This window comes from Bacillus salipaludis (assembly GCF_004358205.1).
Window position 1 is genome coordinate 138,424 of the sequence record NZ_SMYO01000011.1, and the last position, 15,153, is coordinate 153,576.

Below are 15,153 nucleotides of genomic sequence, written 5' to 3' on the forward strand. Positions count from 1 at the left end.
CCTTTTTAATTGATTAAATTCAATAACGTTGTCGTCGTAATCTCGTCTTGTGATGTATGTACCTTTTAAACCATCACGGCTGCAAAGAATTCATCATAAAGTGCCTGAACGGCTCTTTTTTCTTCGACTTCTTTTACCCCAAACATCATGCTCACTTCAGATGAACCCTGATTAATCATTTCGATATTAACCTTTGCCTTTGCTAAAGCTTTGGAAGCCCTGGCCATTGTTCCCACATTCCTGCGCATGCCTTCTCCCACGACCATAATCAAAGCCAGGCTGTGTTCGAATTTAACTAAATCAGCATTAAGGTCTGTTTCAATACGTCTTTTAATTTCTTCCTCCATTCCCGGAGCAAGCTGATTCTCTCTTAGGATCACTGAGATATCATCAATACCGGAAGGAGTGTGTTCATAGGATAGACCAAACTCCTCTAGAATACCAAGAAGCTTACGGCCAAACCCAACCTCTCGATTCATTAAATACTTGCTTACATAAATACTGCAAAAGCCTTCATCACTAGCAATTCCGATAACAGGACCGTTTGTATTATCGCGTTCATAAACAATTCTTGTACCAGGTGCAGAAGGATTATTTGTATTTTTAATATTCACCGGAATTCCTGCTCGGAAGGCCGGAACAAGTGCTTCATCATGAAGAACAGAAAATCCTGCGTAGGAAAGCTCGCGCATTTCACGATATGTCAATTCTTTGATCTCCTTTGGGCGGCTCACTAATGATGGATTAACGGAATAAACTGCATCCACATCGGTAAAGTTTTCATAAAGATCGGCCTTTAAGGCATTGGCAAGGATTGAACCCGTAATATCTGATCCGCTTCGTGAAAAGGTAAATACATCCCCTTCCTTGCTATAGCCAAAAAATCCTGGGAATACTAAAATTCCTCGTCGATCATGTAGTGAGGCTAATTTTGTATATGATTCCGGTAGAGTTTGGGCATTTCCTGGCTCATCACTGACAAGAAGTCCTGCATCTTTAGGATCAACATAAGAGGCATCAACACCTTGCGATTGAAAATAGGCAGCAACTAATTTTGCGTTGTTATCCTCTCCACTAGCCTTCATTAAATCCATAAACCGTTCAGGGTTACTCTTATCCGAGGAAACTCTTCTTTTAAGGTCATTCTCAATTTCCTGAATGATATCTGAAGAAATGGCTAATTCTTCAGCAATTAACGCATATCTTGCCACTACAGCATCTAATTTTTCCTTTGGATCTTGATTCTGTAAGGAAAGTTCAGCACACTCAATCAATAAATCCGTTACCTTCTCATCTTCAGAAAATCTTTTTCCTGGTGCCGAAACGACTACTACCTTCCGTTCAGGGTCTGAAACAACAATCTGGAAAACCTTCTCTAATTGTTTTCCTGATGCTAAAGACGATCCTCCAAATTTAACGACCTTCATTTCTTACAACTCCTAATCTTTTAAAAATATAATCTTAATTTTATTCTAATTCTGAAAATAATCAATAGTTTTTTTCCTTCTATCGAGGACATTTGTTTATTTGCAGTGGACATTAATACAATTAGACCAAAAAAGCAGTAAAATTTCAACTATTAAAGCCCACTGTCTTTCCTATAAATAAAATTTAACGAATGAGTTCAATAAAATGAAAAAGAATCTTGGCAGTTAACCCCCATATAACCTTTTCTTCATAAATATAGAAATATTCGTCCAATCCTCTTGTCCGCCATTTATAATTTTCTCCCCCTGGAATTAACTCCAACGGAAAGTTTTTTTCCGGTTCAACTTTAAAATTCAAATTGTACACTTCAGGCTTATGATTTAAGAAAAAGGACATGGGTACCGAAAAAACATCCCCCACTTCAGCTGGATTAGGTTGTATCGATTCAGGACAATCAATAAATCCAGCGAAGGGATAAATAATCATACCAAACTGTGAAACCATATAATCCAAAGGAAATACTCTCGAGATATTTTCTCTTTTTATTCCTAATTCCTCAAGTGTTTCCCGTATTGCCGCTCCTTTCTCATCAGAATCGTCAGAATCAATTCTTCCACCTGGGAAACAAATTTCTCCCGGCTGTCTCCTAAGCTCCATAGACCTGACTTCAAACAGGATATGGATTCCATCCTCTTTTTGAATAAGAGGTAAAAGTACTGCATACTTGGAAAATTTTTCACTTCCCAGTATCGTCGGCGTATGTGTTTTTAATTTATGATGAATAAATTCCAAATCCATAAATTTCACCTCTTTTGTTTCACTCAACTTGATAAACTGCCATCAAGTATTCCCCGTCATAAAGGAATTGTTATTTTAATTTTAGACAAGATTCATGGTAGAAATTACTCTTTTAAAACAAATTTATTATTATACTCATACATTTGTCTTGATTGCCAATAACAGCCCGGTTGACCAATCCATTTCTGTTATCACCAAATCCGGTCTTTTTCGGAGTGTATCAACAAGTTTGGGAGCTTTGATTCTATATTCTTCCGGCACTCTCTCATCTGGCAGCAAATCATGAATCACATAAAACCCTCCCACATTTAAATGATCTAGCGTTTTATCAAGTAGTTCGAATTTTCCTGGCCAGGTATCGGCAAAAATAAAATCAAATTGCTCAGACATTTTTTGAATAAAAGCCGCCCCATCTTCGCACCGGAATGATACTCTGCTGTCTTGCCCGAGGTACCTCTTAGCAATAGATTGCACACTCGCATCTATGTCAACCGTCGTAAGCCTGCTTTCACCATCCATTCCCTCAATAATCCATGAAGCCGATGCCCCTGCGCCTGTTCCCAGCTCTAAGAAATTTCCTCTTGATTTTGAGGAAGCCAATCCTTTTAGCAAAAACCCTGTTTTTCTGTCACATGATTGCTCAAAGCCAATCACCTGAGAGTCTTGTAATATTTTCGCGTAAGCAAGTGGCGCTTGCAAAACTTTGTTTTCCTCCATGACAATTCCCCCTATTTATAATGGCTGATGATTTCCGCTCCAGGTGCTTCGCTTTCCGCGGGCGGTCCGGGGAGCCTCCTCGGCTCCGTACTCCCGCAAGAGTCTCGCACCTTCCACTACAATCAAAATGTTTAAAATCAGCAATGACCTTTTATATAGAATATGAAAAAATAAAAAGGCCTCTTATGATAAGAGGCCTTTGGATAAACGATACCGACCTCTTATCTCCCAGAGTATGTCTACTCTGTTGGAATTAGCACCTTCCTGAAATAATCAGGGGTTGCTGAGGTTTCGCAGGGCCAGTCCCTCCACCTCTCTGGATAAGAATAAATTTTATGGAATTTATTTCATTTGCCAATAAGTATCGCACAGTTTTTACAAAAAGACAATACTTTTACTCGATAATAATCTCCACCCATTTAATAAAATTATTGCTTTTTCTCTGCCCAAGAGTACATATAATCAAGATCTTCAACGGCAGCTGCGGCTTTAACAACCTTCAATGGATGAAACGTATCAATCATAACAGCTAATTCCAATGTTTCTTTTTTGCCAATGCTTGCTTCTGTTTTCCCAGGATGAGGCCCATGCGGGATGCCGCTTGGGTGAAGCGTGATTGAGCCCTCTTGAATCCCCTTTCGGCTCATAAAATTACCTTCCACATAATAGAGGAGCTCATCACTGTTCACATTGCTATGGTAATATGGCGCCGGTATTGATTGCGGATGATAATCATATAATCTTGGCACAAAGGAACATACCACAAAATTACTTCCTTCGAAGGTTTGGTGAACAGGCGGTGGCTGATGGATCCTTCCCGTAATCGGTTCGAAATCCTCAATATTAAACGCCCAGGGATAGAGATACCCATCCCATCCAACCACATCGAACGGGTGATGGCCAAGGATATGTGAATGGATATTTCCTCTCGCTTTCGTTAACACCTCAAACTCGCCCTTTTGATTAAACGTCTGTAACGATTCCGGACCACGGATATCCCGCTCGCAAAACGGACTATGTTCCAAAAGCTGCCCGTATTCATTGCGATAACGCCTTGGTGTTGTAATTTGGCTGAAGGATTCTACAAACAGCATTTTAGTCGTTTCATTTTCATTTGGAATCACACGATAAATTGTTCCAATTGGAATCACTAAATAATCCCCCGGCCTGTATGGAATCGTTCCAAACATCGTCTCAAGCCTTCCGGAACCATAGTGAATAAAGAGCATCTCATCGCCATCGCCGTTTCGGTAAAAGCTAGGCATTCCTTCCGTCACATTTGCAGTTCCAATCAGCAAATCCTGATTACCTAAAAAGTACTGTCTTCCTATTAGTGCATTTCCGTGCTTAGATACGTTGCTGGTAAAAAAATGACGGTGCCGTAAACTTGGCTGGTCTTCATATTCCGGCAAAAAACTCATAACTAATTCGGATTTCACTACTTCGGTAGGCATGTATTCATGATATAAGATCGACTGAGTTCCCGAAAACCCGCGTGTCCCCATCACCTGCTCACGGTAAAGGCTACCATCTTCCTTCTTATGGATTGTATGACGTTTATGGGGAATCTTGCCCATCTTACGATAAAACATCCGGCCACCCCTTTTCTATCCTTCTATAATGGTATTCTTTAAAACCCCTAATTTTTCAATCTCAAGCTCTACACAATCTCCGGGCTCTAACCAGCGGTGGATCTTAGGGCCAAGCTCAAGAATACACCCTGTCCCAACAGTCCCAGACCCTATGATTTCCCCGGGATATAGTGTCACTTCTTTGGAGGCCTGTTCAATCATTTCGGCAAAAGAGTAGTAAATGTCTTTCATATTCCCTTCCGATAGAAGAACACCATTTACACGCGCCCTCATGGCAAGATTAAAGCCTTTCCCCGCCTTAAATGGTTCTACTTCATCCTTCGTTACAATCCACGGTCCTATAGAAGTAGCAAAATCCTTCCCCTTCGCAGGTCCAAGTCCTACCATCATTTCTTTTCGCTGAAGATCTCTTGCACTCCAATCATTTAATATACAATAGCCGAATATATACTTGTCTGCTTCCGCGGCAGGAATATTTCTGCCCTCTTTACCGATGACACAAGCAACTTCCAGCTCATAATCCAGCCAATCTGATTCTGCCGGCTTCACAATTTCCTCATCCGGTCCCTTGATGGCTAAATGATTGGAAAAATAAAATACAGGAATCTCATACCATTCCGGAATCATTTCAAGTCCTCTGTTGTCTCTTGCCGTTTTTACATGCTGCTCAAATGCATAAAAATCTCGGAAACTCTTCGGTACGGGTAATGGAGCTTTTAAGCGAATATCTGATAATCGATGTACTGCGGAATCTTCAACTGAAATCGAAATAAGCTCAGCAGCCTTTTTCATGTATTTTTCATGGGAATTGATAAAGTCTAGTAAGTTAGCAGGTAGGTCATCGCCTGTTGCTTCAATCAAATCAACAACATACTCTTCGTTTAACAAGAGGCCTATCCGATACGTTTTATCACTTTTTTCAAAAGTTACAAATTTCATTTTCCAGCCTCCGTTTTTCTTACCATATCAAAAGTCCGCACTAACGGATCCGTAAAGGTGTTTCCCGCCATCCTGCCCAGCGGCTTTAGTTTTTCAGAATCTATCCTGCCATTGTTATAAAGGTCGTCGGCCACATGTACATGGACCACTTTGCCAATAACAAGGCTTCCGGCCCCTGGCTGATCGCCAAAATCCAATACTTGGTACAACTCACATTCCAAATGGACAAGCGACTCCCTTATCCGAGGGACCTTGATTTTTTTACTAGGTTCTTTCGTTAAACCGGTCTCATTTATTTCATCAACTTCAGGGGAGAATTCAATCGCACAGTCATTCATTTGTGATGCTATTCCCTCACTGACGATATTAATAACAAACTGTCGCGTATTTTCAATGTTAACAAGTGTATCCTTTTTCGCACCGTCCTTCCCTCTCCGCATCGGAGAGAAACAGACCAGCATTGGACTGGCACAGATAGCAGTAAAAAAACTAAACGGCGCCGCATTCGCCGTCCCATCCTCCGCCAAGGTTGATACAAATGCAATCGGCCTTGGCAAAATAGATCCAACTAATAGTTTATAGGCTTCTTTCCATTCAAGTGTCTCCGGGGTGATTTCCACTGTATCCACCACTCTTCCTTACCAACATTAACTTTGAAAAAAGGGAGAAAGTCTTTCCTCCCTTTTTACCGACCATATGGTGATTCCTTTAAAAATATTACACTCTTTATCTAGTCATTATAAGTTTCCTCGTCTAGCCTGCTCACGTTCAATCGACTCAAATAAAGCTTTGAAATTTCCTTCCCCAAAACCTCTTGCACCTTTACGCTGGATAATTTCCACAAACAAAGTGGGGCGGTCTACAATCGGTTTCGTAAAGATTTGCAGTAAATATCCTTCATCATCCCGATCGACTAAAATATTCAGCTCACGGAGCTTTTCTATTTCTTCATCAATTTCTCCAATCCGACCTCCTAATGCTTCATAATAGGATCCCGGGGTTTTTAAAAACTCAACACCATTCTTTTTCAATGTTGTTACAGTCGATACAATATCTTCTGTTAAGATCGCCAGATGCTGTACACCAGGGCCATTATAAAATTCAAGATATTCTTGAATTTGTGATTTCCGTTTTCCTTCTGCCGGTTCATTTATCGGGAATTTAATCCTGCCGCCATTGTGCATGACCTTTGACATGAGAGCAGAATATTCCGTTGTAATATCTTTATCCGTAAAATGCTTCATTTCCTTAAAGCCCATGACTTTCGAATAGTATTCCACCCATTCCTCCATCCGTTCCACATTGCCGACAACATGGTCGAACCCAATTAATCCGGCATCTTCGATTGGCAAATCATTTGAATAGGGTTCAAAGCCTGGCATGAATACGCCTTGATAATTTTTCCGTTCTATTAACGTATGGATGGTATCCCCATATGTACCAAGAACGGCCTTTTTTAACACTCCCTTTTCATCCTTCATTTCAAAAGGTGCAATAATGGCTATCGCCCCTCTTTCAACTGCTGCATTGTAAGCCTTTTCAACATCATCTACTAGTAACGCCACATCCTTGACACCATCACCGTGTTTCTTTACAAATTGGGAAATCCTGCTATCTTCAGTATAGGAGCCTGTGATGATCAAACGAATATTTCGCTGCGTAAGGACGTAAGATACGGACTCCCGATTTCCCGTTTCTAAACCGGAATAAGCCACTGGCTTAAACCCAAATGCCGTACAAAAATAATGACAGGCTTGCTTAGCATTGCCTGTGTAAATTTCAATATAGTCAACATCACATACCGGAAAGAAGTCATCCGCCAGCTGTTCAGCTCTCACTCTTTGTTCTTTCATACGAAAACCTCCAAATGGAAAATTTAAACTTTTCATGATTTTATTTTATCGAAAGGTTTTTCGTCCTCTCAAGAATAGAGTGTAAAGCAATAACGCTTTTAGGCAGTAAAGAAAACAACACACCTATAGTGATAAATCCTTAATAAATCAAAAAAGGAACAGCCTCATGCCGGCTGTTCCCCTTCCTACTTAAAAAATATTTTTTTATCGACAAAATCTCGCTTAAATTTCATTATGCCAGAATGGCTCTATCACTTGCCATCTGTTCGCCGCGAATGCGTTTAAATTCTAATAATAAGCCCTCGATTGTTAAATTCTTCTTATTTTCCTCATCTACTTCAAGGATGATTTGGCCCTTATCCATCATGATTAATCGGTTACCAAGGTCGATCGCCTGCTGCATATTATGTGTAACCATTAAGGTAGTGAGCTTGTATCGATCGACAATTTCCTTTGTTAGATTCGTAATCAGTTCAGCTCTTGACGGGTCGAGAGCCGCTGTATGTTCATCGAGAAGAAGAATCGATGGTTCAGTGAATGTAGCCATCAATAAGGATAGCGCCTGACGCTCCCCACCGGATAGTAAACCAACCTTTGCACTTAGGCGGTTTTCCAAACCTAAATGTAATGTTTCAAGCACCTCACGAAAATATTCTCGGCGCTTTTTTGTAACTCCACTTTTAAGTGTTCTTGTTTTATTCCGTGAATAGGCCATAGCAAGATTTTCTTCAATGGTCATACTTGGAGCTGTTCCTGCCATTGGGTCCTGAAAAACCCGGCCAATCATCTTTGAACGTTTATATTCCGTCATGGCTGTAACATTTTTATCGGCAATATGAATATCGCCAATATCCGGAGTAATCACACCAGATATGATATTCATTAAGGTTGATTTACCGGCCCCATTACTTCCGATAATCGTGACAAAGTCGCCCTTTTTTAGATTTAAATTGATTTGGTCAATTGCAATTTTTTCATCAGGTGTCCCTTCGTTAAATATCTTATGAATCTGATTTAATTGCAGCATGACTTTCACCCCTTTGATCACTTGAAGCCTTTATGATGTTCATTCTTTCTGCTTTTTTGCGTGCTTTTCGCTTTTTCTCTTTTGTGCCGTCAATAATTTTGGGAGCGATTAAAGCAATCAAGACAATTACGGCTGTAATCAATTTCATATCTCCCGGATCCAAAAACTCAATTCGTAATGCGAGCGTAACCACAATACGATATACGATGGATCCACCAATCACAGCAAGGGTTGTTCTGGCAATGGATTTGGTTCCAAACAGTGCTTCACCAATGATAACGGATGCAAGTCCGATGACAATCATCCCAATCCCCATTCCAACATCTGCAAAACCGCCCTGCTGTGCAATTAATGCCCCGGAAAAAGCCACTAATGCGTTAGAAAGCCCCAAGCCAAGAACAACAAGAAGGTTCGTATTGGCTGAAAGACTGCGAATCATTCGCTTATTATTTCCTGTCGCCCTGATCGCAAGACCAATTTCTGTTTGTAAAAACCAATCTGTAAACCCTTTAATAATAAAGGTAATGATAATCATGGAAATCAGAATTCCCCATGTAGAAGGAAGGCTGTCTCCTAAACCGACAAGTGATAATAAATTGTTGAAAAAGGAATCGATTCCTGTTTTTTCAAACAGACTGCTTATTTTTGTGAATGATGTGTCGGAATTTAATAATGGTATGTTTGATCTGCCCATGATTCGCAAGTTAATGGAATAAAGAGCAATCATCATTAAAATTCCCGAAAGTAAATTATTTATCTTTCCAACAGTATGAATCAATCCGGTCAAACATCCTGCAATAAAACCCGCGAATAAGGCCATGATTGTAGCAAAAAACGGATTGGCTCCACCTGCAATCATTACCGCCGAAATCGCTGCCCCTGTAACAAAACTCCCATCCACCGTTAAATCTGGGAAATCCAGAATTCGAAAGGAAAGATAGACGCCCAGTGCCATAATCGCATAGATGATACCTGCTTCGAATGATCCAAATATGGCTGTAAACATTGAGTTCATCCTTTCTTTGTCTAAGTCCTAAAGGAATAGGTATAAAACCTATATGTAAAAAATTTTGGGAGAAGACCTAATAAGGCCTCCTCCAAACGTACTATTTTAAAGGCTCTATTAAACTAGTCGTTGATTTCCGCTCTAATCAACGATGTTCAAAATCAACTTGTTCCTTTAACACAGCCAATTTAAGGGTAAAAATTATTTTCCTTCGTAAAATTCTCCTAGCTTACTCCATTCATCTTTTACAGTTAAGCCCTGAGCTTCTGCTGCTTTTTTATTGATTACAAGTTTCAAAGATTTAGGTAGTTCAACTGGAATTTCTGAAGGCTTTTTCTTACCTGTTAAAATGTCAGCAGCCATTTCACCTGATTGATAGCCAATGTCATAGTAGTTAAATCCGCTTGCCGCAACAGCTCCGCGCTTCATTGAATCAAGTTCACCAACGAACAACGGAATTTTCTTGCTGTTTGCAACTGAAATAACCGACTCAAGTGCGGATACAACAGTATTATCTGTTGGAACATAGATTGCATCGACACGTCCTACCAATGATTCAGCAGCCTGTTTAACTTCTGCAGAGGTAGAAACAGAAACTTCCACTAACTTAGCTCCTTTTGCCTCAACCAATTCTTTTACTGCTTTTACCTGGACTTCTGAGTTTTGCTCACCAGAATTATAGATAACACCGATCTTCTTTGCTTTCACTTCATCTGTAATAAAGCTGATAGTTTTTTTCGTTGCATCCGGGTGGTTATCCGTCGTACCGGTAATGTTTGGTCCTGGTTGATCGAAGGATTTTACCAATTTAGCCCCGACTGGATCGGTAACAGATGTAAAAACAATCGGAATATCCTTTGTTGCATTTAATGCTGCAGTTGCACTTGGAGTTGCATTAGCAAAAATCAAATCTACCTTGTTGCCGACAAAATTCTGAGCAATTGTCTGGGTATTATTCATATCCGCCTGCGCATTTTGGTCATCGTACTTAACCTTTAGACCTCTATCAGCAAGCGCCTTTTTAAAACCTTCAGTTGCTGCATCTAATGATGGGTGTACGGCAAATTGGGTAATACCAATTGTATATTCCTTTTGACCCTCTTCTTTTTTCCCGCTTCCAGCTGTATCCTTGCTGCCGCAGCCTGCAAGCATCAGCATTCCCGCTAACACAAAGGATAGCGATCGAACTGACTTCTTCATAAGTAAAAATCCCCCTTAAATTTCTCTAAAACCAATATTCAAAAAATTCTTATATTAAAAATTATTCTAGTATTTCTTTGAGTTAAAATCAATAGAAAATTGAAAAATATTTTTCTGCTTTAAAGCGGCAATTTCCACCAAAATTACTTTGAACTGAAAAATATTTTAGAAAACCGTCATTATTCTCTTTTTTAAAAACAAAAAACCTTCTTTTAATAAAGAAGGTTTTTGCAGAAATGTATATTAATGGATAAATTTCAAAACAAAAGATTCTACCATTCTCTTGTTTTTTCTAGTAATTGATCAATTTCTATTGGCTTTATCTTATAACTGTTCTTTTCAGATGTTAGATCTGATGTAGATTCTAGTAATTTGTCAATATCTATCAAAATGATTCCCATTATCTAACCTCCAAGTTTTGATTTAATTAGGAAATTTTTTATCTTGCTAAACGGTTCGAAACTTCTTGGATTGCTATGGGGGTGTTTTTTCTAAAATAATTGTTTTTCTTTTTCCCGGCATCTAAATAGTACTAAAGGATTAGCCCTTATAATAATGCACTAGTAAGGTATGATTTATTTCACTTTTATTTCACAATTTGCACATTAAAATGATAATGGGAATTCAAGTAAGTAGTTGGGGGACTCCTTGCTTGATGAAAAAATAATGGGAGGGGTTATTATGTATCAATCGATTGCATGGTACGCTACACTCTTTTTCGTTTTCCTCATTGCACTGGCATTTTCCTTCGTGTACGGGGAATCGAGAAAACTCAAAGATTATGGGCCAATCCAAGAGAAAGGCTACAAAATTCGCAAATTTTATTTTCTAGGTTTAATCACCATTTTAGGATTTGCATCTGCCCTATCGCTAAGCAGACTGCCTTATCATGCTCAACATGCGCAGGCAAAAGAAATGGGGAAAGTAGTTAATGTTACGGGAATGCAGTTTTCATGGGAATTAAGTGACGATCATTTTACGGTTGGGGAGCCGGTAATGTTTCATGTCACAAGTAATGATGTTACACATGGGTTCGGGTTGTATGATGAAAATCTACATCTTATTGGCCAAACACAGGCAATGCCAGGATACACAAATATACTCCAGGTTACCTTTAAAAAATCTGGAACCTATAAAATCCTTTGCTTGGAATATTGCAGCACAGGTCATCATTTAATGATGAAGGACATCGTTGTGGAGCCTAAAGGAGGAAGCAGTAATGGCGACTAATGCACGGAATGCCATCAAAAAGGGTGTTTCAATTTACCTCATGGTTACCTCAGTTGTTCTGGTTCTTATGATGATTTTCGGTGTAATAATGCTGTTAAATCAAGGGAATGTTATTAAAATTTCCGCCCAAACCTTTTATAAGGTGATGACGATTCATGGAACTGGAATGATTGGGATTGCGTCTTTAGGTGGTAGCGCTATCCTTTGGTACTTCCTATCAAAGTATATCCATTTAAATCCAAAGATTCTGTTTGCTAATTTGATTTTATCGCTTATCGGAGTAGTCATGATTCTTGTAGCGATTTTTGGATTTAATTTTTCTGATGGATGGACTTTTCTTTATCCGTTGCCATCTTTTTCATCTAAACTGAACGGTTTAACAGGTGCACTATTATTCTTGTTTGGCCTATTATTACTAGGCGTTGGTTATCTAGTAATGTATTTTTATTTAGCAGCAAGACTAATTAAAGAATACGGAGGTCTAGGTAAATCACTTGGGTGGGATTATATTTTCCGAGGTAAAAAGGGCTATGGTCCACCAGCTGCAGTCGTTGCTACAACCATGGTGATTATCGCTAACTCTGTCGGAATTCTAGCAGGTGCAACTGCCTTAGTAGAATCGATTGTAAACATTCTTAATCCGAATTTTGCATTCGAACCAATGCTGGCGAAACACTTAACCTATGCTTTTGGACATATTTTTGCTAACTGTACGATTTATATGGCGGTTATTGCTGTTTACGAAGTTCTTTCTGAGTATACAGGGCGCCCTTGGAAATCAAATAAAGTATTTTTAATCGCTTGGAACTTTTCGACCTTGTTTACTTTAATGATTTATACCCACCATCTATTAATGGATTTTGCTGTACCAGAATGGATGTTAATTATCGGGCAAATTTTCTCTTATGCAAACGGTCTTCCAGTTATGGTTATAACCGCATATGGTGCCTTAATGATTGTTTTCCGCTCAGATATGAAATGGGATTTTGCTTCAAGTATGTTTTTCCTTTCTATGTTTGGATGGGTTGCAGGGGCCGTTCCAGCGATTATTGACGCAACAATCGTGGTTAACCATGTAATGCATAATACAAAATGGGTTCCCGGCCACTTCCATACTTATATGGGAATGGGAGTAATTGCAATGATTTTCGGATTCATGTACTATTTCAATAAAATGGAAGGAACCCAGAAACAAAAAGGTATTGATAAGTACGCAATTTTCACTTATTTCGTTTTCTTTTCCGGTTTAACCGGCTCATTCCTCTATGCTGGAAAAATTAGTGCGCCAAGAAGATGGGCTGAACATCTGCCGCAATGGACCGGCTCTGACCAAGTCGGTGCACTGTGCGGTGTCTTTATCATTATTGCAGCAATTATTTTTACAACTAGATTTTTCATTGGCTTAAGAGATGTTGGTAAAAATACACCAACAAAGTCATTTAAAAGAGTTTCATAGCATACGAAAAATCCAGTCAGTGAGACATGACTGGATTTTTTTAATAGGCTCTCTTAAACTTGATCGTTGATTTCAGCTCCAGGCACAAGCGGTTCGGGGGCGGTTCGGGGAGCCTCCTCGTCGCTTCGCTCCTGCGGGGTCTCCCCTGTCCCGTACTCCCACAGGACACTGAATTGCTTCCTTGAATCCGCCCACGCACGAAGAAAATGCGTTAGCATTTTCGAGGAGTCTTCGTGCCTTCCGCTCCAATCAACTCTGTTCAAAATCAACATTGTCCTTTAACACAGCCTTTTTATAAAATTAATAGACTAGTAATCTTTTATTCATAATTTATTCATTTTTGTTTTGTAAGATATTTTTTGTAGGACAATCACTTCCCCCCTTGACATCCGGCTAAAATTTAGCCGGATTTTTTTTTGCTGTATTAGAGCAGATTAACCGCTATAAACACTATCACATGTCCCAGCTTGTGGTTCATAAAAACAATGTTCTTTATATTGACCAGAATGAGGTTGACCGTACCATGTTGGAGGACATGACTGATATGCTCCCCTTAATTTATTGGTTAACTGCCTTTGAATTCATTTCAATTTCCTTGGATTTAAAGGACCATTTCATCATCGGTGGAGTTACTACTGTTGTTACAATTACAACAACAATGATTGTAGCAAATAAATCCTTAGTAATTAAATTGGATGCGAGGCCCATTGATGCAACGATTAATGCAACTTCACCACGCGAAACCATTGCTGAACCAATTCCCATTGAGCTATTCCAACCAAATCCTGAAAGTTTTGCCCCTACACCTGCACCAACAAATTTCGTTAAAATGGCTAAGAAGCTAAGCAAAATAATAAGACCTAAATTCTCAAGAATACCAGTAAACTCAGCCGAAATGCCAATGTAGGCAAAGAATACTGGAACAAAAATCGAATAGCTTAGTGTTTCAACTTTTTCAAAAACTTCCTGTTTAAATTTTGTTAAGCCGATAGCGATACCAGCGATGTATGCTCCAATAATATTAGCAACACCAGTATATTCAGCAGCAAATGCATATACAAAACAAATAATTAATGCCGATGAAATAACAGCCTCGCTTACAGGTAATTTTGTAAATTTATTCATTGCCCATGGAACAACTTTCCAAGCAAATAAGATAGATACCACAAAAAACAATACTTTCTTTATTACCAATGTTGTTAAAGATACTTCCCCACCGCCAGCAAAGGACATTAATATTGCCAAAATTAACATTACAACCACATCATCCAAGACGGCGGCGCCCAATATTACACTTCCTTCAGCTGTCTTTAATTGATTCATTTCTTTAAGAGTTTGAACGGAGATACTTACACTCGTAGCAGAAAGCATAACACCCAAAAACCAAGATTGCATGTTCGATAAATCCATCATGATTCCTGTAAAGTACCCCAAAAATAATGGAACAATAATTCCGCCGAAACCTACATATGCAGATGATTTTCCAGATCGTTTAAATTCATCAAGATCAGTTTCTAGGCCAGCAATGAACATCAGTAAAATAACACCAATTGTACTAAATGTTGATAAAGTATCTGATGCACTGATTAATCCAAAAACAGATGGCCCTAATAAGACCCCTACAATAATTTCTCCCAACACGGAAGGTTGACCTAATTTGGCACTCAAACCTCCTGCAAGTTTTGCAGCAATGATAATAAGCGCTAATTGAAGAATAAACATATAATTCCACCTTTCAATAATTTATAAATTTCTTACATGCAAGAGTAAATAAAAAAAGTCCGTCACCAAAGGACATAGTTATCCCTTGGTGACAGACTCCTCCTAGTGTCTAACTTATTTGTTTATATACTGTATCCTGCTTGATCTCTATCCCCCTTTTCAAAATACAAAAAGAGCCTATTTTT

At 39.1% G+C, this 15,153-nt stretch carries 13 protein-coding genes, 1 pseudogene and 1 riboswitch; of the genes and pseudogenes, 2 read left to right on the forward strand and 12 right to left on the reverse strand.

Annotation, left to right across the window (positions count from 1 at the left end; translation table 11 throughout):
* Nucleotides 1–65: 65 nt before the first annotated feature.
* The 10 genes from E2K98_RS21785 to E2K98_RS21830 form a co-directional block, all read right to left on the reverse strand.
* Nucleotides 66–1,427 carry an aspartate kinase gene (locus tag E2K98_RS21785; protein WP_133337898.1) on the reverse strand — a complete coding sequence of 454 codons (1,362 nt, stop codon included), beginning with the start codon at nt 1,425–1,427 and terminating at the stop codon, nt 66–68.
* 184 nt (nt 1,428–1,611) lie between these two features.
* Nucleotides 1,612–2,226, reverse strand: coding sequence for an NUDIX hydrolase (locus E2K98_RS21790; protein ID WP_133337900.1), 615 nt, complete (start codon nt 2,224–2,226; stop codon nt 1,612–1,614).
* Nucleotides 2,227–2,361: 135 nt separating this feature from the next.
* Nucleotides 2,362–2,943 carry an O-methyltransferase gene (locus tag E2K98_RS21795; protein WP_133337902.1) on the reverse strand — a complete coding sequence of 194 codons (582 nt, stop codon included), beginning with the start codon at nt 2,941–2,943 and terminating at the stop codon, nt 2,362–2,364.
* Nucleotides 2,944–3,161: 218 nt separating this feature from the next.
* A riboswitch (SAM riboswitch) is annotated at nt 3,162–3,270 on the reverse strand.
* Between the two features lie 101 nt (nt 3,271–3,371).
* Nucleotides 3,372–4,535, reverse strand: coding sequence for a homogentisate 1,2-dioxygenase (locus E2K98_RS21800; protein ID WP_133337904.1), 1,164 nt, complete (start codon nt 4,533–4,535; stop codon nt 3,372–3,374).
* 15 nt (nt 4,536–4,550) lie between these two features.
* Nucleotides 4,551–5,474, reverse strand: coding sequence for a fumarylacetoacetate hydrolase family protein (locus tag E2K98_RS21805; RefSeq protein ID WP_133337906.1), 924 nt, complete (start codon nt 5,472–5,474; stop codon nt 4,551–4,553).
* Nucleotides 5,471–6,094, reverse strand: coding sequence for a flavin reductase family protein (locus E2K98_RS21810; protein ID WP_133338070.1), 624 nt, complete (start codon nt 6,092–6,094; stop codon nt 5,471–5,473). The genes E2K98_RS21805 and E2K98_RS21810 overlap by 4 nt, the downstream gene beginning before the upstream one ends.
* Nucleotides 6,095–6,211: 117 nt before the next feature.
* Complete coding sequence (gene hppD / locus E2K98_RS21815) at nt 6,212–7,327, reverse strand: 4-hydroxyphenylpyruvate dioxygenase (RefSeq protein ID WP_133337908.1); 1,116 nt, start codon at nt 7,325–7,327, stop codon at nt 6,212–6,214.
* 232 nt (nt 7,328–7,559) lie between these two features.
* Nucleotides 7,560–8,354, reverse strand: coding sequence for an ABC transporter ATP-binding protein (locus E2K98_RS21820; protein ID WP_026576505.1), 795 nt, complete (start codon nt 8,352–8,354; stop codon nt 7,560–7,562).
* A complete protein-coding gene (locus E2K98_RS21825; protein WP_133337910.1) occupies nt 8,329–9,360 on the reverse strand; it encodes an ABC transporter permease in 1,032 nt (343 codons plus the stop codon). Before E2K98_RS21825 ends, E2K98_RS21820 begins: the two co-directional genes overlap by 26 nt.
* A 201-nt stretch (nt 9,361–9,561) precedes the next feature.
* Nucleotides 9,562–10,560, reverse strand: a complete 999-nt coding sequence (locus E2K98_RS21830) for an ABC transporter substrate-binding protein (RefSeq protein WP_133337912.1) — start codon at nt 10,558–10,560, stop codon at nt 9,562–9,564.
* Nucleotides 10,561–11,241: 681 nt separating this feature from the next.
* On the opposite strand from E2K98_RS21830, the gene E2K98_RS21835 reads away from it, so the two are divergent.
* Nucleotides 11,242–11,790 carry a cupredoxin domain-containing protein gene (locus E2K98_RS21835; RefSeq protein ID WP_133337914.1) on the forward strand — a complete coding sequence of 183 codons (549 nt, stop codon included), beginning with the start codon at nt 11,242–11,244 and terminating at the stop codon, nt 11,788–11,790.
* The gene (locus E2K98_RS21840; RefSeq protein ID WP_133337916.1) at nt 11,780–13,246 is read left to right on the forward strand and encodes a cbb3-type cytochrome c oxidase subunit I; all 1,467 of its coding nucleotides are present in this window, start codon (nt 11,780–11,782) and stop codon (nt 13,244–13,246) included. The genes E2K98_RS21835 and E2K98_RS21840 overlap by 11 nt, the downstream gene beginning before the upstream one ends.
* A gap of 434 nt (nt 13,247–13,680) precedes the next feature.
* Here E2K98_RS21840 and E2K98_RS31780 read toward each other — a convergent pair.
* Nucleotides 13,681–13,791, reverse strand: a pseudogene (locus E2K98_RS31780) (cell wall hydrolase); the annotation flags it as partial.
* A gap of 13 nt (nt 13,792–13,804) precedes the next feature.
* On the reverse strand, nt 13,805–14,968 hold the full coding sequence (locus tag E2K98_RS21850; RefSeq protein ID WP_133337918.1) for a cation:proton antiporter: 1,164 nt from the start codon (nt 14,966–14,968) through the stop codon (nt 13,805–13,807).
* Nucleotides 14,969–15,153 lie beyond the last annotated feature (185 nt).